At 43.0% G+C, this 18,038-nt stretch carries 19 protein-coding genes, 1 tRNA gene and 1 pseudogene; 15 read left to right on the top strand and 6 right to left on the bottom strand.

Annotation, left to right across the window (positions count from 1 at the left end):
- Positions 1-162: 162 nt before the first annotated feature.
- Complete coding sequence (locus MA_RS21945) at positions 163-864, bottom strand: class I SAM-dependent methyltransferase (RefSeq protein ID WP_011024089.1); 702 nt, start codon at positions 862-864, stop codon at positions 163-165.
- 351 nt (positions 865-1,215) lie between these two features.
- On the opposite strand from MA_RS21945, the gene MA_RS21940 reads away from it, so the two are divergent.
- Entirely contained in the window at positions 1,216-3,144 is a 1,929-nt protein-coding gene (locus tag MA_RS21940) for a hydantoinase/oxoprolinase family protein (protein WP_011024088.1), read from the top strand.
- A 168-nt stretch (positions 3,145-3,312) separates the two neighbouring features.
- Positions 3,313-4,014 carry a metallophosphoesterase family protein gene (locus tag MA_RS21935; protein WP_011024087.1) on the top strand — a complete coding sequence of 234 codons (702 nt, stop codon included), beginning with the start codon at positions 3,313-3,315 and terminating at the stop codon, positions 4,012-4,014.
- Between the two features lie 11 nt (positions 4,015-4,025).
- On the opposite strand, the gene MA_RS21930 is transcribed toward MA_RS21935, so the two are convergent.
- Positions 4,026-4,448 carry a putative zinc-binding protein gene (locus MA_RS21930; RefSeq protein WP_011024086.1) on the bottom strand — a complete coding sequence of 141 codons (423 nt, stop codon included), beginning with the start codon at positions 4,446-4,448 and terminating at the stop codon, positions 4,026-4,028.
- 217 nt (positions 4,449-4,665) lie between these two features.
- A complete protein-coding gene (locus tag MA_RS21925) occupies positions 4,666-5,166 on the bottom strand; it encodes a metallophosphoesterase (protein WP_011024085.1) in 501 nt (166 codons plus the stop codon).
- A 212-nt stretch (positions 5,167-5,378) separates the two neighbouring features.
- Between MA_RS21925 and queC the strand changes: the two genes are divergently transcribed.
- The 5 genes from queC (at position 5,379) to nifB (ending at position 9,191) form a co-directional block, all read left to right on the top strand.
- Positions 5,379-6,074 (top strand): 7-cyano-7-deazaguanine synthase QueC, encoded by a 696-nt coding sequence (gene queC, locus MA_RS21920; protein WP_011024084.1) that lies wholly within the window; start codon positions 5,379-5,381, stop codon positions 6,072-6,074.
- Between the two features lie 124 nt (positions 6,075-6,198).
- Entirely contained in the window at positions 6,199-6,759 is a 561-nt protein-coding gene (locus tag MA_RS21915; RefSeq protein WP_011024083.1) for a DUF366 family protein, read from the top strand.
- Complete coding sequence (locus MA_RS21910; RefSeq protein WP_011024082.1) at positions 6,760-7,527, top strand: 7-carboxy-7-deazaguanine synthase QueE; 768 nt, start codon at positions 6,760-6,762, stop codon at positions 7,525-7,527.
- A gap of 126 nt (positions 7,528-7,653) precedes the next feature.
- On the top strand, positions 7,654-8,007 hold the full coding sequence (queD, locus tag MA_RS21905; protein ID WP_048065925.1) for a 6-carboxytetrahydropterin synthase QueD: 354 nt from the start codon (positions 7,654-7,656) through the stop codon (positions 8,005-8,007).
- A 212-nt stretch (positions 8,008-8,219) separates the two neighbouring features.
- The gene (gene nifB, locus MA_RS21900; protein WP_011024080.1) at positions 8,220-9,191 is read left to right on the top strand and encodes a nitrogenase cofactor biosynthesis protein NifB; all 972 of its coding nucleotides are present in this window, start codon (positions 8,220-8,222) and stop codon (positions 9,189-9,191) included.
- A gap of 98 nt (positions 9,192-9,289) precedes the next feature.
- On the opposite strand, the gene MA_RS21895 is transcribed toward nifB, so the two are convergent.
- Positions 9,290-9,466, bottom strand: a complete 177-nt coding sequence (locus tag MA_RS21895) for a 4Fe-4S binding protein (protein WP_011024079.1) — start codon at positions 9,464-9,466, stop codon at positions 9,290-9,292.
- A 297-nt stretch (positions 9,467-9,763) separates the two neighbouring features.
- Here MA_RS21895 and MA_RS21890 point away from each other — a divergent pair, with 297 nt between their 5' ends.
- Positions 9,764-10,762, top strand: a complete 999-nt coding sequence (locus MA_RS21890) for a methanogenesis marker 2 protein (RefSeq protein ID WP_011024078.1) — start codon at positions 9,764-9,766, stop codon at positions 10,760-10,762.
- A 128-nt stretch (positions 10,763-10,890) separates the two neighbouring features.
- On the opposite strand, the gene MA_RS21885 is transcribed toward MA_RS21890, so the two are convergent.
- Together MA_RS21885 and MA_RS21880 are read right to left on the bottom strand one after the other, a co-directional pair.
- Positions 10,891-11,193, bottom strand: coding sequence for a hypothetical protein (locus MA_RS21885; protein ID WP_048065924.1), 303 nt, complete (start codon positions 11,191-11,193; stop codon positions 10,891-10,893).
- A gap of 637 nt (positions 11,194-11,830) precedes the next feature.
- A complete protein-coding gene (locus MA_RS21880; protein WP_011024076.1) occupies positions 11,831-12,205 on the bottom strand; it encodes a pyridoxamine 5'-phosphate oxidase family protein in 375 nt (124 codons plus the stop codon).
- A 792-nt stretch (positions 12,206-12,997) separates the two neighbouring features.
- On the opposite strand from MA_RS21880, the gene MA_RS21870 reads away from it, so the two are divergent.
- The 7 genes and pseudogenes from MA_RS21870 to istA all read left to right on the top strand — a co-directional run.
- Positions 12,998-13,312: a DUF5611 family protein gene (locus MA_RS21870; protein WP_048065922.1), complete on the top strand. Its 315-nt coding sequence runs from the start codon at positions 12,998-13,000 to the stop codon at positions 13,310-13,312.
- A 27-nt stretch (positions 13,313-13,339) separates the two neighbouring features.
- Positions 13,340-13,894 carry a chorismate--pyruvate lyase family protein gene (locus MA_RS21865; RefSeq protein ID WP_342636671.1) on the top strand — a complete coding sequence of 185 codons (555 nt, stop codon included), beginning with the start codon at positions 13,340-13,342 and terminating at the stop codon, positions 13,892-13,894.
- A gap of 188 nt (positions 13,895-14,082) precedes the next feature.
- A tRNA-Thr gene (locus tag MA_RS21860) sits at positions 14,083-14,154 on the top strand.
- Between the two features lie 418 nt (positions 14,155-14,572).
- A complete protein-coding gene (locus MA_RS21850) occupies positions 14,573-15,298 on the top strand; it encodes a class I SAM-dependent methyltransferase (RefSeq protein ID WP_157860382.1) in 726 nt (241 codons plus the stop codon).
- A gap of 1,148 nt (positions 15,299-16,446) precedes the next feature.
- Entirely contained in the window at positions 16,447-16,809 is a 363-nt protein-coding gene (locus MA_RS29050) for a reverse transcriptase N-terminal domain-containing protein (protein ID WP_052279213.1), read from the top strand.
- A gap of 54 nt (positions 16,810-16,863) precedes the next feature.
- Entirely contained in the window at positions 16,864-17,334 is a 471-nt protein-coding gene (locus MA_RS29045) for a reverse transcriptase domain-containing protein (protein WP_394295981.1), read from the top strand.
- Positions 17,273-17,836, top strand: a pseudogene (gene istA, locus MA_RS21840) (IS21-like element ISMac9 family transposase); the annotation flags it as partial. The gene MA_RS29045 and the pseudogene istA, both read left to right, overlap by 62 nt.
- Between the last annotated feature and the right edge of the window lie 202 nt (positions 17,837-18,038).

The following is an 18,038-nucleotide window of genomic DNA, read 5'->3' as shown; positions in this document are numbered from 1 at the left end:
TTCTGTTTTTGTTCCGGATTTCTTTCTGTTTTATTCGATTTTTTATTCTAAATCGCGACATTATATACATTTCAAGCCGCTCTATAATAATAGCTCCTGTAGTGTTGGTCTATTTGTATTTGGTATGCAAATGGCTGTAAGTCCGGGTAACAAATGAATGTCTTATTTAATGCAGTAAAACCCGGCCTGCATGTAAGAGTACCAGAACAACTCAACGGTCCTAAACCCTGTTTTTCTCAACAAGTCCAGGTGTTCTTCGACAGTTATGGGGAAATATTCAGTATCGAAACGTTTGAGATGAGCCTCTATTTCTTCCTCCCTCCTGCCGTGAGTTAACTGAAAGCTCCCCCAGTATTTTTTTCCTATGTTAATGCCCTCTTCTGTTAGCGGCCTGATGTTCTCGAAGGTTATGTAAATTCCACCTTCCTTCAGCAGGTCATAACACACTTTTGTGGCTTTTGTCCTGGCTTTGCGGTTGAGGGAGTGGTGGCACTGTATAGCAGTTATCACATCTGGTTTTTCCTCTAATTTTTGGGAGAATTCCTGGGTAGGGGAAGCTCTCAGAAATTCCAGTCTTCCGGCAGGGCAGGAAGATAGTTTTTCTCTTGCCTGGTTCAGCATGCCTTCCGAAGGGTCAAGTAATAGAAATTTTGTATCGGGAAATTCCTCAATTGCCTTATTAATCAGGGTTCCGGTCCCACATCCGGTATCCATCCATACTCTCGGGCTGGAAGGAAAGGATTTGACGAAATTAATAATCTCCTGGTGAAAAGAAGAGTAGTATGGGAGCAAATCGGATATTCGGGCATCGTAATCCTTCGGGAGATGAGGAGTGGCGTTCTTGGCAGGTTTTGCAGGAGTCATATCGGTAAGTCCCTCTTGGTCTTAGTATATTATTGAAATTTATTGAAATGTCTTTTTCTTTTCAGAAATGGGGTGATTAATTTTTTTTCCTTAAAGTAAATCCAATTTTTCCGCTAAATTAATTTTGTCTGGAATCCAATTTCAAACCCGAATTTCCTGAATTTTGCGGGATAAAAATAAAAAATCGCTTTCGATTTCTGGATTTAATGTTCACAGCGATAAGCAATTCCTTTTATCTGATGTTCAGTATACCTAAACCATATTAGTTTTAACACAACCAGGTTATTGTACTGAAGTCTCAGATTGCAAGCCTAAAAACAAAAATAAACAGAAAAAGGAGTCATTTTTTTTATGCATTACAGCCTTGGGATTGATGCCGGGGGCACTTACACCGATGCAGTGCTCGTAAAGGATTCGGACGGAGAGATTGTAGACTTAAATAAAGCCCTGACAACCTATCCCGACCCCCTTTCCGGCATCAAGAACGTAATTGACGGTCTTAATCCAGAGTATCTCGAAAACGTAAAACTGGTGTCGGTCTCGACGACTCTCTCCACAAATACTATCCTTGAAGGAACAGGTTTTCCCGTAGCTCTGATCCTTATAGGGGACCATCCCCTTGAAAAGGAATTGCCCACAGGACACGTGCTCTTTGCCAGTGGAGGGCATAACCACAACGGAGAAGAAGTATCTCCTCTCGACCTGGAAGTAATTGAAGAATTTGCCCTGCGCGTAATGGACAAAGTATCAGCTTTTGCCGTCTCTTCCTATTTCAGCACCCGAAATCCTGAACACGAGCTTAAAGCGAGGGACTCCATACTTAAGCTTACAGGGCTGCCTGCAGTTTGCGGGCACGAACTCTCACAGGAACTGGGAGCCTACGAAAGGGCAGTTACAGCTTTCCTGAATGCCCAGCTGATCCCCATAACCCGGCAGTTTGTCCAGTCCATTATTGCAGATATCAGAAAAAGAGGAATCAATGCTCAGCTCCTCATGCTCAAATGTGACGGATCGGTTGTCGGGATAAAAGATGCTCTGCAAAAACCGATAGAAACTATCTTTTCAGGCCCTGCGGCAAGCCTCGTGGGCGCATCTTACCTTTCAGGGCTGAAGACTTGTGCGGTTGTGGATGTAGGTGGGACAAGTACCGATATCTCCTCGATCTGTATGGGAGTCCCTGACCTGAGCGACGAAGGGGCAGTTGTGGGCGGCTGGAAGACGCGGGTCCGTGCAATCAGGATGGAGACAACAGCTACAGGGGGAGATAGCCACGTCTGGACCGTGGACAGGGAGCTTTTTCTCGGACCAAGGAGAGTTGTCCCCCTGGCAGTAGCTGCAGCCCAGTACCCTGATTTCCTGAATTCCCTCAAAAGGGTGCCCATGCCTTCAAGAGAAGACCTCTGCGAAAATATCCAGCCCACAAAGTTTTTTGTCAGGTCAGGCTACCCGGCAGGCGAGCTGAGCAAAGCCGAAGCCGAAGTGCTGGGAGCTATCGGAGAAGAACCTGTCTCCATACCTGAAATCAAAGTCCTGATCCGAAAAGACCTTCACCCTCAGACCCTGGATTCCCTTATTAAAAAGCGCCTTGTCCAGGCAATCGGCTTTACACCTACCGATGCTTTGCATGTACTCGGAGATTATACTGCCTGGAATGAAGAAGCCTCCAGAATAGGGGCTGAAAGGCTTGCAAGGCTCATGCGCATGTCACCAGGGGAATTCTGTACTGCCGTAAAAAAGAGGGTTGCAAGGAACATGTCTCTTCACCTCCTTTCATATATCCTGCAGGGAGTACCATGCACAGCCGTTGAAAAAATACTGGATGGAAATTATCCTGCAAAGTTCAAGCTCGGAATCCCTGTTGTCTTTCTCGGAGGGCCTGTTCGGGCTTACCGGGAAGAACTCAAGGAATTCATATATGCTGAAATTCTGGTCCCCGAACATGCCGAGGTAGGAAACGCAGTAGGAGCCCTTGCAGGGAAAGGTATCAAAAGGGTGGAAATTCTGATAAGGCCTGCAAGCCTGATGTCTCCTGATAAGGATTTCCTGGTCTTTGCCCCAGGCAGCAGGCTGAGATTTGATGTTTATGTAGAAGCCCTGAACGCAGCAACGGAACTCGGGAAAAAGCTCGTTGAGGACTATATGAAAGACTGTGGTCTCAGCGGAAATCAGGTCAAAATTTCTATTGAGAAAAAAACCATTTCCCCTGACGGCTGGAAATATCCCCCGATGGAAACAAACCTGCTAGTAATGGGAGTAGGAATGCGGGAGCTTTCCCCCTGAACCGGATTCTTCAGGTTTCAGGTTTTTTTCTTTCTTATTTTGAAGGTAGACAGATCCGTGGCAGCCCAGAGTCAATAGGAATGAATTAATAGACACAGATTAATAAACAGGGATCAGTAGCCCCGAACTTTTTCTAATATCAGTGCGTTTACTGAAAAGGAGAAAAACATGAAAATCCTGCTGATAGCCGATATCCACGCAAACCTTGAAGCCCTCCAGACAGTTCTTGAAGTCCCGCATGACAGGGTAATCTGTCTGGGAGATATAGTGGACTACGGACCTGACCCGGACAAATGCATAGAGCTCCTGCGAAAAAAGAACATCCCGACTCTTAGGGGCAACCACGACAACGCTGTTGCTTTCAAAGTAGACTGCCAGTGCGGATACAGATACAAACATCTCTCGATTGCAACACGAGAATACACTTGGGGAGTTCTCGATCAGTCCCAGATGGAATACCTGCAGAAACTTCCTCTCGTCGTCAGGGAAGAGATCGACGGAAAGAAGCTATTTTTAACCCATGCGAGCCCCCGCTCCATATTCGAGTACATAAAGCCCGAGACCCCGGACGAAGCTATCATGGCAATGCTTACAGACCCGATGGAACCTGTTGATGCCGAATTCCTCGTAGTCGGGCACTCTCACATCCCCATGATCAGGGAACTCGGGGCCCTGAAAATCATAAACCCGGGTTCGGTGGGACAGCCAAGAGACGGGGACACAAGGGCAGGTTGTGCGGTCTTTGACACGGAAACCGGAGAAACCGAACTCCTTCGCCTCGAATATGATCTCGAAGCAGTTTGTGCAAAAATAGAAGAAAGAATGCCTCATGCAGATGAACTGGCAGGGATTCTCAAGCGGGGATACTGAAAGTTAAAAATTCAGGCATTCTTTATCGTACGTATGATTTTTTCCACATATTCGGGTTTCACGTCCGAAGGTCTGGTTTTTTCAATCCCGAGCTCCGTAACCATAAGGTAAACATCGGCCTGCATCCCGGCTTCATCGAGTTTTTTCGTAGCACAGCGGTCCGTGCAGCCATCAAGGGCAAGAATTCGGAAGCCTTCGGAAGCTGCATCCTCTGCCGCTCCAACCCCTTTGTGAGCAGCAGCAGCCCGGTACTTATCCGGTCTCCTGAAAGCAAGAGCTGACGCTGCCTGCATTGTAAGTTTTCCTGTATTTGATAAACCCGAGCAGGCAAAAATGAGGGTACTTTTCCTTTTTCCCGAAGAATTTTCCGTTTCAGTAAGCCTGCTTTGCAGAAGTTCTTTTTGCTCCTTTTCTTTCGATTCTATTGTTTCCATTGTTATTACAACCTTTAACGGGGAAATTGTTTCAAAAACTATTGAAATAAAAAATAAGTCATCTCCTTTATATGGTTAGTGTTTTCTATTGAAACAAAAAAGGTAGAGAAACAAAAAAGGTAGAGAAACAAAAAAGGTAGAGAAACAAAAAAGGTAGAGAAACAAAAAAGGTAGAGAAACAAAAAAGGTAAAAATTATAAAAGGAGCAAAAATGTGATCAGTCAATTTCAAGTTCGGTAATCTCGACGTTCAGGTTTGCAATTTCAAGGATTGCAACCGTAGCTTTTCCTGACAGTACTCCCGAACATTCTCCCGGATTTATCACCGGGGTTCCGTCGATCATTCTGACTCCCGGGTCGTGAGTGTGGCCCCTGACTACCACATCAAAATCCCCTGACTCTGCAAGGGCTTTGACAAGGGCTTCGTTTGTCCCGTGCAGGAGGGCGATATGCATCCCTTGAATTGCCAGGTCTCCGAAGTCTCCGCAGGAAACGGCTCCTATTTCCTCAAACCACTTTGTCAGGGTTACCTTGTCTCCGTCGTTGTTCCCGAATACAAAATAGAGTTTTGGGTTCAGTTCTTTAAAGGCCCTTACCGTGAACGGAGAAATAATATCCCCTGCGTGCAGCACCGCCTTTACCTGTTTTTTGTTGAAGAATTCCACAGCTTTCCGGATAGCTGTCAGGTTGTCATGCGAGTCTGAAATAATTCCTATCAAGTAATCCCACCTCTTTTAGTATTAGACGTCCTGAATATTTAATACATGCCCCGGTTTTTCCCCGAAAAGGAAATTTTCCATCCTGAGAGTAGCTATTTTTAAATATAAGTTATTGGTATTATCGGAATATTCTCTGAAGAATACTGAAAGAATCCTGTAAGAGCAGCAAGTACAGGGAAATTATCCGTAAAATTAGAGTTAGTGAGGAAGGAATGAAAGCTATAACCCTCCTGAGCAGTGGGCTTGATTCAGTTGCAGCACTTGCGATTGCAGCCGAAAGCCTGGAAATTGAGATGGCAATTACCTTTGATTACGGGCAGCGAGCCGGGCAGCGGGAGATCGAGTATTCCCGAAAAGTCTGCGAACATTACGGAATCGAACACATAGTAATCAAACTGGACTGGCTTGCAGGAATAACAAACACGTCCCTCGTAAACAGGGGTGAAGACGTGCCTGCTCTGTCCTTTGAAGACATTGATGAGGCAGCTCCAGCTGCGATTACCGAAGCTTCTGCAAAGGCTGTCTGGGTTCCGAACAGGAATGGTGTCATGTTGAATATTGCAGGAAGCTTTGCCGAAAGCAGAGATTGTGATTATCTTGTGGTGGGTTTCAATGGAGAAGAAGCCGGGACCTTCCCTGACAATTCTATGGCTTATGTAGAGGCAATGGACAATGCTTTTTCTTATTCTACCCAGAATGGGGTACGGGTACTGGCTCCTCTGATCGAACTCGGAAAAACGGAGATCGTTAAAAAGGCTCTCGAAGTAAAGGCTCCCCTGGAATACAGCTGGAGCTGCTACCACGGGGAAGAGACTCCCTGCGGGGGGTGCGAAAGCTGTGTGCGAAGAGCCAGAGCATTCAAAAATACAGGTACAAAAGACCCGCTTCTGGAAAGGCTTGGGGTCTGAACCTGAAAAAGCATTCAGAGCAGAAGGCTGCAGAAGCCGCAGCTGAATCGAATGCTCTAGAGAAAGGAATGCTCTAGAGAATGAGTTACAGAAAGCGTTAAGAGAGAGTTGCAGAGAGAGTTCCATGAAGTGTATCATTTTACCCGATAAATTTGACTACGACGGGAGCCAGATTTCTTCCCTCTGGGCATACAACAGCTTCGGAGTGCAGGAAGACTCGATAATTGTTTTCAGAGGGGCATGTGACGTAAAAATCGAGCACATGATTGACCTCGAAGACCGAAGAGCAAACGAGTCCATCTGGTCCGAAGACATGGTGAGTTTCATTATAGAGCATTTCGATTCTACCGACCTGAAACTGGTCTATGCACGCCAGCGCCTTTTTACCGCAATTGTAGGGGAATACCTTTCCGGCCTGGGAGTTTATACCTCAAGGGAAGGAGATGACCTTTTCCTCAAAGGGAAGAAGCTGACCGTATCAATTGCAAGTACTTCGGCGGTTTCCCAGAAGATCCACTTCGGGATCAATGTTTCTCACGAAGTATACGGAAACCTGAGAGAAGCCGGAATAGGCGACGATGAAAGCATTGTGCGTTTCATGCAGGAAATCGGGGAAGCTTACGTAAGGGAATTTGAGGATATAGAAAAGGACCTCCGGAAGTCCCGCCCTCTCGGGGTGGTGTAAATGTCCTCTTCAAGCTATGAAGCCGCGTCCATAAAAGAGATCTTCTGCTCTGTGCAGGGAGAAGGTCCCTACGTTGGCGTGAGGCAGGCTTTTGTCCGGTTTTCAGGCTGCAACCTTAATTGCAACTACTGTGATACGAATTTTGAAAATCTCGGGACCTGCGATTATGAAATAATTGAGGGAAACGGCATTTTCGAAAAAATCCCAAACCCTATAAACGTAGAAAAACTGGAATCTCTGCTGCAGCCGTTCAAAAAACTCCATTCGGTATCCCTTACAGGAGGAGAGCCTCTTCTGCATGCGGATTTCATAGAAAAACTGAAACTTCCCGTGCCTCTTTACCTGGAGTCCAACATGACCCTGCCGGAGCAGGCAAGGAAGCTGCGTGAAAACATCACCTATGTCGCAGGGGACTTTAAACTCCCGGAAGCTCTCAGGGAAATTCGCCCTGAAACCCGGGATATGCATGTGGAAAATACGATTAAGTGCTTTAGCCTACTGAAAAAAAACAAGTTGAGAGACTGCTTTTGCAAGATCGTTGTAGGAAGGGATACAAGGCCCGAAACCGTAGTTCTGGCTGCCGAGGCAATAGCCTCCGACGTATCCTGTATTATACTGCAGCCCGAAACGCCGGTTGGTAGTGCGGTAAGAACTCCACGGTTTACACAGGCGTCCGTGCAGACCATTTTAAAACTGCAAAAAACCCTGCTTGAACTTGCCGACACGCGTATCATCCCCCAGACCCACAGGATGTGGGGCTGCTTATAATCATACCTGGATGCGGCAGAAAGTTATGATATAAAAGTGCAGAATTACAGTTTAAACAAAATAAGAAGCGATACACTGCAAGTGGTCAAATGGTAGGAGCAGTTAGTCCTAAAAGGGATGAATAAAATGACAAAAATGAGATTGGGAGTAATTGATTATATTGACAGCGCCCATTACCTTCCAGGGCACGGGAAATGCGGAAGAGTACACGGGCATACATATAAAATCGAGGTAGTGGTAGAAGGAGAAGTCCGGGAAAACGGTATGGTAATTGATTTTTATGATCTGAAAAAAGGTATTAAGGAAACCCTTCAGGAATATGATCATACCCTGCTAAATGATCTTATAGAATTTCCCAGCTCCGAATACCTCTGCCAGCATATCCATGCCCGCCTTCTGAACAGGTTTGGCTTTCCCCTTCTTGTAAGGGTCTGGGAAGGAGAAGGCAAGTGGTGCGAGATGAACAATTTTTCAGATTGAAAAGGCGGAATAAATCATACCAGAATCTACAATAGTTCTGAAATAGTTTTAAAGAATTTGCAAAGAAAGTTTCAAATATTCCTCTAAATAGTTCCGTAATGATTCCACAATGTATATGAAGGGGTGTATCAATAGGTGCTTTAGACATTATAAAATCCCCCTTTACTTAGATTTTACTTCACTTTTAAATATTCCGAGCGGAGGCGAATAATTTGCCAGAAGAAAACCAACCTATCAAAGAGAAAAATAACGGTCCCATACTTGGGGAAGAGCTCCTGAGAAAGATTTCCGAGCACCCCTGTTACGACAAGAACGCCCAGCATAAATACGGGAGAATTCACCTGGCTGTTGCCCCGGCGTGCAATATCCAGTGCAACTTCTGTGTCCGGGAATTTGACTGCGTAAATGAGAGCAGACCCGGGGTTACGAGTAAAGTCCTGACTCCAGAAGAAGCCCTTGAAAAGACAAAGCAGATCCTGGCAGAGTATCCGTTCATCAAAGTCGTTGCAATTGCAGGGCCAGGAGACCCTTTAGCTAATGATGAGACATTTGAGACGTTTGAACTTATAAGAAACGAGTTCCCTGAAATAACCCTCTGCATGAGCACAAATGGACTTATGCTTCCCGAAAAACTGCCTGAAATTCTGCGTACGGGAGTTTCCACACTTACGGTTACGGTAAATGCAATAGACCCCGAAATTCAGGCGAAGATCGTGGATCATATATTCTACCACGGTAAGGTCTACAAAGGGGTTGAAGCTGCCAAGATCCAGATCAAAAACCAGCTTGATGGAATAAAGGCAGCGATTGATGCAGGAATTGTTGTCAAGGTCAACACCGTGCTCATCCCGGGCATCAATGACAAACACATAATCGAAATCGCCAAAAAACTCAATGAACTCGGGGTTTACATTATGAACGTCATGCCCCTGATCAACCAGGGAGCCTTTGCAGATCTTGAACCCCCCACCCCCGAAGAGCGGAAAGCCGTTCAGGAAGCCTGTGAGCCTTATGTTATGCAGATGCGCCACTGCAGGCAGTGCAGAGCCGATGCTTACGGACTCCTTGCTCAGGACATGTCGCAGATGAGTGAAGAACGCAGAAAGGTTATCAAAATCCAGACAAAAGAAGATATGGAAAAAGCAAGGGCAGTTCTTGAGAAGAACGGGAAAAAAGAAGCCTGAAAAACTCGAAGATATTCGGTTTCGGGTTAAAACTTTTAAAGCCGGAGCCGAAAAGGTGGAGTTTGAGAACTCCGCCTCTCTGACTTATTTTAAAAGCGTTACTCGAGGGTGATTGCCCCATTCGGGCAGGCATCTTCACATGCACCGCAGTCGAGGCATTCATCTTCGTCTACAACTGCAATGTCATCGTCACTGAGGGAGATTGCAGCTGCAGGGCATTCATCTATACAGCTTCCACAGCCTGTGCAGGCGTCTGCATCGATTTTAGCTACCATGTTTTTCACTCCTTATTTCAGCAATTTGAGACTTTTATAGAGCCGAAATTATATTAGGTAGACTTATTAGGATATAATTATTTAATAAAAAGCTGTCGCTCCCTTTTACCGGATCAAAGAACAAAAAAAATAAAGGATAACCCGAATTACGTACTGACCATAGTGCTTTGCATTTCTCTGGTATTAAGGAAGAATATTGCGACCTTACCATTAGTTTATCATCAGTTTATCGTTATCTTATTATGAATTTTGTTAACCAGTATTGATACAATTAAAAAACAAACAGGAAGCCTTTGATTGAATCTGGAAGAGCTAGCAGAAAGGATAAGGAGTTTTGAAGGGGTTACCCGCAAAAAACAGATTGAGGACATAGTTTCCATCTTCGAAGCCGTTCGCCCGGAATATGGGGACGCGATCGTTGATTTTGGGGACGATGCTGCAGTGATCGATATTGGAGGAGATGATGTTATCCTCTTTGCAGCCGATGGCATCTGGGGGCGGCTGCTGGATGCAAGCCCCTGGTGGGCAGGGTACGGGGCTGTGGTCGTTAACATAAATGACATTGCAGCCATGGGTGGAAAGCCTCTTGCAATGGTGGATATTGCCTCTGCAAATTCTTCTCAGGCCTGCAGGGAACTGATGGAAGGGCTGGCTGAGGGGGTTAGGAAGTTCGGAGTCCCTGTGGTAGGAGGGCACGTCCATCCCGACACCCAGTACAATTCCCTTTCCGTTGCTATCATAGGGATTGTCCGAAGGGACTGCGTAATCAGGAGTGATACAGCAAAGCCCGGTGACCTGGTAATTGCAGCTTATGATATGGACGGAAAAATCGGCCCAAATTCCCCTTACAGCTGGGATACGACTTCTTTTAAGGAGCCTTCGGTGCTAAGGGATAATTATCTTGTAACCCAGGAAATAGCAAAGAAAAAGCTTGCAAGCGCCGGGAAGGATATAAGCAACCCCGGGCTGATAGGCACGCTCGGAATGCTTTGCGAGACGAGCAGGGTGGGAGCTTCCGTGGATCTGGAAAAGGTTCCAAGGCCGGCAGATGTGGACTTTGAACAATGGCTGAAAGTGCACCCCGGAACAGGTTATGTCTTTACTGCGGACCCGAAAAATGCAGAAGAGTGCGTGGGCGTATTTGAAGAAACGGGGTTCACAGCTGCAGTTATAGGAATAATCGAAGAAGGCTCAAAACTCGATATCTACGATAAAACAGGCAGAGTAACCGTTTTTGACTTTTCTAAAGACAGTATTACAGGTATAGTTTCCGAAACAGGTATAGGTTCCGAATAATCGGACCTTTCTGCATGTTTTATACTGATTTCAAAGAAAAAGTATTTTTTTGCTGGAAAGTTTTTATTTCACTTCTCCAGCACCTGTTCCTACGACTTTTATTTCTCTCTGGCCGGGAGCTCTTGGAGTTACTGATTTTCAATCCAGGCTTTCATTTCCTTATAAAGGAATTCTTCTGCGGCCTGAACCTTTTCAAGAGGTCCGCGAAGGACAAGAATCTCCCTTTCTTCACTGTTTGCAATACTTACAGGCATCTTCCGAGTTATGGGTTCAAGCTCAAATTCTTCCACTATATCGTAGATTATGGACACAACCGTTCCGGGGGGGATAATCAGGTCGTATAGCTCTTCGTCTCCCATTCCGGAATCTGTCTCTGCATTGTCTTTCTTCTTTTTGGCGATTAAATCATCAAGATTGAGTGTTTTGTGCATCCGGGGTCACCTTCCTTTATTGATTGCAGTTCTTGGATCTTATTCTCCATTAGTAAGCAGATAGTAAGCTAATTCAAATAGAGTTAAAGCGACTTAATTCTTGTCTCCTTCTTAAAGAGATTAACGGCTTAAAGTATGGTTTATTAAAGTGATTGACCGATTTAAGTAGCTGATCGATCAAGCCAACAGATCATTAAAGCAATTGATCGGGTATACAGAATGATTTCAAACTAAGGTCATATCTCTTGGTCTGGATTAAGACTTTCCAGTCATATCTCTTTTTTTGCATGAATCATGATAAGTATAATCCTATTTATGGTTGCTTCTTATGGTTGCTTCTTATGGTTGCTTCTTATCATTTGTGTCGCAGAAACAATGATCAGGTGCTGAGGTTAAACCCTTAAATGCAAGTATGTAGCGGGGAAAAAGTTGCGATATCAGAGGTTGCTATTGCAAATCTGTAAAACTATATAATAGCACTTTTCCAGAATTAGAAACAATAAGACTATTTAAAATTATTAACTCGAAGGAGAAAGCTTCTTTTCTGGAAGTGTGAAAATGAAAAAGGTTTGAGGCCTCTGAAAGTTTGAGGTCTCTGTTTTCATTATTCTTATGCGATCCTTTCCCCTGCGGTAGGTCAAGGACTTACACTGTAGATTTCTTCCACGTGGAGGAGGGCAGCTCCTTTGGGTTTAAGGTTTGTCATCTTCGAGGCGACCCAATCGATAACCTCATTCATGAGAGGCCCTTCACTGATAAGTTCCACGCTTCCCTTTATCTGATAGGCTTTCATCGGAGGCATGTACGCACTGAGGGCAGCTTTCGGGTTTTCTTTCAGGTTTGCCTCGGTCTTTTTCCAGAAAACGTTTGCCATAATAATGGTTTCATCATCTCTTGCTTGTACAAAACCCATCAGGCATACGTTTGGCACTCCGTTCTTGTCTGCTGTCACTAGGGAGGCAACCTGCTGGTTTGCAAGTGCTTCTTTTACATCTGCAGGAAGTTTTACCATGTTCCGTTTCTCCTTTTATTTCAGTTCAATCTTTTAGAAATCAGTAAGATATCCGACAGTTTCAGGATTAAGGTACACATTTTAAGCCGGATATTAAGCCTGCTATTCTCTAAATCCAGCTTCCTGTTTTTGTTCCAAATACTCCTGTTTTTGAACCGAAGGTCCTGTTTTCAGGCCTAAAATCCTTATAATTCCTGTAATCCTTATAACAGCTGCATCTGGCTGATTGCAGCCGCATTTAATAGTATTTAATAACGTATGAACGTATTTAAATAAAGTATTATAGGGTGGGGCAAATACATATTTATAATTAATTTAATACTGATTAACTCTAATATTCAAATTAATAGTGAGTGTTTATCTGCTCTGGAACCAATTGCGGTTATACCAATTGCGGTTATACCAATTGAGGTTATCCGAAAAATAACAGTATTCAGTAACATTTCAGTATTCAGTAACATTTCAGTATTCAGTAACATTTCAGTATTCAGTAACATTTCAGTATTCAGTAACATTTCAGTATTCAGTAACATTTCAGTATTCAGTAACATTTCAGTATTCAGAAACATTGCAATAATCAGAAACATTGCAGTAGTACCGAAAAATCAACTTTAGTAGCTCAAAATTTTGTGAATATGCCTGAAGTAAAAATACATGGCTCTGAGCCCTGAAGAAAAAGCCACCTTTCAGGATTAGATATTCCGCTTGCTCCGGATTATTCCTGTATGTTCCAGGCAAAGAAGCTCTGAGCAAACTTTATCTGAGATGAAAATATCTTATTGGAGGATAGTAATGCAGCAATACAAGTTAAAGCGCGGGTTTAAACCTGAACCTGACAGAATCTATCAGGTAATGCAGGAATGCTTCCCTGTTGAAATCTCCCGGAATGGGGACCGCTTCGAGACCTCATATGGGGCAATGTCAAAAATAACGGTCTGGGTAGAGAACAAAAAGCTTTGTGTGGACACGGTTTCCGATGTTACTGTAAAGGATGATGAAACGATCCTGCAGACCAACAAAGCCTACCGGGATTTTCTCCTCATGGCTACCGGGTATACGGCAAAAGAGCGCCTGAAAATGGCGAAAAAGGAAGTTGGAGAGGCATAACTTTCTGACTGCTCATTTTTATTTCACATTATCAATAATATCCTGCAGCATTTATCTGGAGGTATAGTTCTGGAAGGAGATTTCCTTGAAAAACTGAAAAGTCTCGAAATTCCCACCTGCCTCCGGGTCTGTTGTGGGACTGACGGTTCCGTAACTTTTCTTCTTGAAATAATGACCCGAAAACCGGTCAGTGTGAAAACCGAGTCTCAATATGTGGTCAAAGCCGATAAGGAAATGGCTGAACTTCTCGGGGTAGAAGAGGGCAGCGAGGTAAACGACAGGACAGTCCGGCTTTATGCCGGAGATACGGTTCTGGTTCACGCAAGGTCCCTCTCCCCCCTGGAACGTATGCCCCAAACGATGCGAGACCAGCTCATGCGGGCAGACATCCCAATCGGCCGTATCCTGCGCAGCCACAACCTCGAAACCCGGCGAGACATGGTAGAACTCGAAATCCTTGAAGGCGAACCCACTTTCGATGGAATCCCCATCCTCTCCCGTACCTACAAAATAGTCCACCACAACCATGTCCTCATGTGGATCAACGAGCGCTTCCCCATAGATGAACGCTGGAAACTCTGAAATCAGGGCTCTACTAAAAAATATTTTTTAAATAGATGGGCAATCTTCCCTGTAATTCCCTCTATTTTTTGTGCATATCCCTCCATATTTTCAAACAGTAATGGGCCTTTTTTCCATTTACTACCTTATTCAGTCGAAACCTTTATATCTGTAGTATGATATTTTGGAGTTGCTCTTACAGCAGCAGTGCCTTGGTGGCTTAGGGGTATAGCGCGTCCTTGGTAAGGACGAGGTCGCGGGTTCAAATCCCGCCCGAGGCTTTTTTCTTTTTTTGTTTAAAGCCCACTTTTTCACATAAAGAGGTGAAATTGTGGATGTGGGAATTTATAACTATAATCTTCTACAGCATATGGAATCACTAAACGCTGCGCCGATTTCTGATGCAAACAAGAAGTTGATCTTGGAGTTTATGGATCACTGTTTTACTGAAAGACTGTGTCAACGTCGAATTTTGAAATATATCAGTCCTAAAATCCTACTTATTTTTCTTTTTTTGGCTGAAATTTAACTCTCAAGCTACTAATTTCATGATATTTTGGGCTGAAGTTTGATTCAAATACTCAAGATCTGGTTTCAAACCCTGTAACGAAATTGCTAGAAGGTTTCAGGGTTTAAGCTGATGAAAGTAATATAATCTTCAAGAGGGATTTATAATCGATAGAAGAAATGTCGTTAGATATGGAGAAAGAGATTAAGGAAGGATGGACTAATCCAGAAGCTGCTGAAAATTATGCTCTGATGGCTGATATAATTATACCTGAAAGGAGAGAAATGCTGTCAATTATTTCAAGGCTTGCAACAGAGTTGGCAGCCATCAGCCCTAAGATGATTGATCTGGGCTGCGGCTTAGGCGATGTGACCGCTGAAATTGTGAAGTTAAAGCCTAATGCAAATGTTCTTCTGCTTGATTTTTCTGATGAAATGATAAGGCGGAGTAGTGAAAGGTTCAGGGATAATAGAAATATAACTGTAGTTAAACAAGATTTAAATCAAGGGATTTTAGGCATAACCGAAGATAGGGGATTTGATGCTGTTGTATCCTGTTTTTCTATACATCACGTGGAGTTTGAAAACAGAATCAGGTTGTACTCCGATATCCATAAAGTTCTGAAAGACCAGGGTTTATTTATAAACGGGGATCTTTTTAGGGAAAATTCTCTTATTATTGATCAATGGGAGTTTAATAACAGCATATCTTCTCTGGTTATACGCCTTAAAGAAAAACTTGGACAGGAATGGACCTTTGACGAGCTGAAGCTTAATCGGCTGGAAAATGCCCAAAAAATGGGCGATAAGCCCGGAAAGTTATGGGAGACATTCCATAATATGAAGGCAGCAGGGTTTAGATATGTTGATTGCTTATGGAAGTCCCGCAACCTTGCTATAATGGCTGCAACCAAATGAAAGACTGTGAAATTTATACGAAAAATTCGGACCAACGAAGTCGGATTTTATAAGAAACTCAGCTATAATAGAGCCATTCAATTGGGCAAATTTGAATTCTCGTTAGAGGCGTCCAATTATTATGAGTCTTTTGTACAAGTCTCCAAGCTATTCAATAAACTGAAATCACTTGAGGTTCTGCCAAAATTGATAAAAATGTTTTAAAATAAAAAAATCGGTTAAAATTACATATTTTGACAAAAAATTACCTTTAAAGCCTCCGAAATAATACTTCAAAATTTCTTTGAATACGAATTAAGCTCAAAAATTGATATAATATTACATTCAATTTAAAAATTAAAATTTATTGCAACTTATTTCCATAAATTACATAAAAACATAAATAATTGTTATGTTTAGAAAGTTCAAATGAAGTTTATTTCCTGATTAATGAATTATTTATCACTCCAATTTTAATTATAGATAAGAATAACGAATTAAATAGATTTTAAGTCGTTATTAGATAAATTTTTCACAAAATAAGCTATGCTGTTAAATATTAGCTGAAATAAAGGGATTATGTGAAAAATGGCAAAACCTCACTAATTTGAAAACTCATTAAGGTAGCGTACCGAAAGTTCTGCAAGTGCGACAAGAAGTTATGTCATAAATTGCCTTGTGCTACCTTTTCCATTTGGGGTAACCCTATTATGAGGTGTATCAGTAGTAATGCAGATGTGCTAAGCTCGTAAGACAATGTGGAGATGCCTGAAAGTCTAATTTGGGTCATTTGCTAGGGTAAAAATGCCATGAAGAAATATATGTTGAACCATTGTACGGGTCGTGAAAATTGACAAGCGAAAGTAGACTGATACGCTTGAACCAAACGGTATGAAAGCAGGCGTGATGGTGTTATAGACATCGCAGAAAATGGACAGACGCTTTCCGGCTTATAGATGGCTTCTAAAGCATTTGCATTATTTATAACATAAAACTTGGCAAGCCCTATATGCCCCTAAAAAAGGTAGAGACCCTGTGAAGGGAATCAATGGCATAGAGGGTATAGGATTAGGCAAAAAGCGAATGTCAATCTGTAATGGATTGAATAGGGGTTCTAACTTTGCCCTAACCTGAAAAGGTGCAAACTTGCCTATATGGTATTCTATTGTATGAATGAAGGCAAGCTTATGAATGTAAGTCATTCAACGATATCTGCAAAAGATAAGAGTCTTACAGACACTCATCTTCGCCAAAAATGGAATAATATTAATTGTTTTTTAGTGGAACAGAGCGTTAATAAGCTGCAAGTCAGGATTACAAAAGCAGTCAAACAGAATAAGTGGCATCTTGTCAAGAGACTCGAATACTTACTAACCCACTCCTATTATGCCAAACTTTTGGCAGTTAGGAAAGTAACCCAAAATAAAGGAAAAAGAACAGCTGGAATTGACGGTAAGAAATGGTTAACTCCAACGTCCAAAATACTGGCTGCTCTTAGTCTAACTGGTAATCGATACAAAGCTCAACCTTAAAAAGAGTCTTCATTAATAAAGCAGGTAAAAAAACGTCCTCTAGGTATCCCTACAATGTATGATCGAGCTATGCAGTGTTTATACTCATTAGCTCTTGAACCCATTGCAGAAGCAACTTCTGATTCTCGTTCCTTTGGTTTCAGAAAGTTCAGAGACACAAAAGATTCGTGTGAGCAAATCTTTCGATGTCTCTGCTTGAAAAGCTCAGCCCAGTGGATATTGGAAGGTGACATCAAAGGATGTTTTGATCACATTAATCATCAGTGGTTACTCGACAACATCCCTATGGACAAGTCAATACTTACTCAATTTCTTAAAGCAGATTTTGTATATAAACGTCACCTGAATCCAACCAAAGCAGGTACTCCTCGAGGATGTCAACGGCGGTTAAGAATTCCCCATTTTCGGCGGATTAAAATTCCCCAATTCTCAATCCTTGAGAAAAGTTCGAGGATTGTGAATCATGCTGAAAAAGGAGGATTTATTCTTGATTCGAGATTTAAGTTCACAAAACTTGAGCATTAGTGAAATCGCCAGACAAACCGGTTTTGACAGGAAAACTGTGAGGAAATATCTCCAGCTGAAAACCTTACCTGAACCCCAGAAACGTCCCGGAAGAAAGAGCAAGCTTGATCCATATAAACCTTATATACTCAAAAAGCTTGAAGAAGGCTCCTACACTGCTGCTCGGCTCTATCGGGAAATCAAAGAAATGGGTTTTGATGGAGGAATGACCATCGTCAAGGACTTTGTAAGAGAAGTCCGACCTCAGCAGGGAGTCCCTGCTGTATTCCGCTATGAAACAAAACCAGGTGTACAGGCTCAGGTTGACTGGGCAGAGATGGGAACAGTTGAGGTTGATGGAAAGATAAAGAAACTCTTTTGCTTCAACATGATTCTTGGATATTCCAGGATGAAATATGTTGAATTTACACTGGGCATAGACACTTCCACTCTTATCCAGTGTCATCTGAACGCCTTTGAGTACTTTGGAGGATTTACACAGGAGATTCTCTATGATAACATGGTGCGACGAGAAGTTATGCTATGGATTGCGGAACAACCCGCCATTCTATCCATTCAGAATGTCCCTATTCTGATGTGCATTTCTGGCAACGGATCTGTGCAAAGCTCAGAGGACAATGAGGTGTAAAACTGAACCTGACAGTTCCAAACCGCTAGGGAAAAGGATATATGGAGAACCGAAAGGTGAAGATCTGTTTGAGGGA

It is taken from the genome of Methanosarcina acetivorans C2A (assembly GCF_000007345.1).
Classification (GTDB): domain Archaea; phylum Halobacteriota; class Methanosarcinia; order Methanosarcinales; family Methanosarcinaceae; genus Methanosarcina; species Methanosarcina acetivorans.
The sequence above is the reverse complement of the archived record's forward strand: the minus strand, read 5'-3'. Positions and strand labels throughout refer to the sequence as shown.

Coding starts and splice junctions, on each gene's coding strand:
- MA_RS21945 (WP_011024089.1), bottom strand. CDS start 864: ATGACTCCTGCAAAACCTGCCAAGAACGCCACTCCTCATCTCCCGAAG.
- MA_RS21940 (WP_011024088.1), top strand. CDS start 1,216: ATGCATTACAGCCTTGGGATTGATGCCGGGGGCACTTACACCGATGCA.
- MA_RS21935 (WP_011024087.1), top strand. CDS start 3,313: ATGAAAATCCTGCTGATAGCCGATATCCACGCAAACCTTGAAGCCCTC.
- MA_RS21930 (WP_011024086.1), bottom strand. CDS start 4,448: ATGGAAACAATAGAATCGAAAGAAAAGGAGCAAAAAGAACTTCTGCAA.
- queC (WP_011024084.1), top strand. CDS start 5,379: ATGAAAGCTATAACCCTCCTGAGCAGTGGGCTTGATTCAGTTGCAGCA.
- MA_RS21915 (WP_011024083.1), top strand. CDS start 6,199: ATGAAGTGTATCATTTTACCCGATAAATTTGACTACGACGGGAGCCAG.
- MA_RS21910 (WP_011024082.1), top strand. CDS start 6,760: ATGTCCTCTTCAAGCTATGAAGCCGCGTCCATAAAAGAGATCTTCTGC.
- queD (WP_048065925.1), top strand. CDS start 7,654: ATGACAAAAATGAGATTGGGAGTAATTGATTATATTGACAGCGCCCAT.
- MA_RS21895 (WP_011024079.1), bottom strand. CDS start 9,466: ATGGTAGCTAAAATCGATGCAGACGCCTGCACAGGCTGTGGAAGCTGT.
- MA_RS21885 (WP_048065924.1), bottom strand. CDS start 11,193: ATGCACAAAACACTCAATCTTGATGATTTAATCGCCAAAAAGAAGAAA.
- MA_RS21880 (WP_011024076.1), bottom strand. CDS start 12,205: ATGGTAAAACTTCCTGCAGATGTAAAAGAAGCACTTGCAAACCAGCAG.
- MA_RS21870 (WP_048065922.1), top strand. CDS start 12,998: ATGCAGCAATACAAGTTAAAGCGCGGGTTTAAACCTGAACCTGACAGA.
- MA_RS21850 (WP_157860382.1), top strand. CDS start 14,573: ATGGAGAAAGAGATTAAGGAAGGATGGACTAATCCAGAAGCTGCTGAA.
- MA_RS29050 (WP_052279213.1), top strand. CDS start 16,447: ATGAATGAAGGCAAGCTTATGAATGTAAGTCATTCAACGATATCTGCA.
- MA_RS29045 (WP_394295981.1), top strand. CDS start 16,864: ATGTATGATCGAGCTATGCAGTGTTTATACTCATTAGCTCTTGAACCC.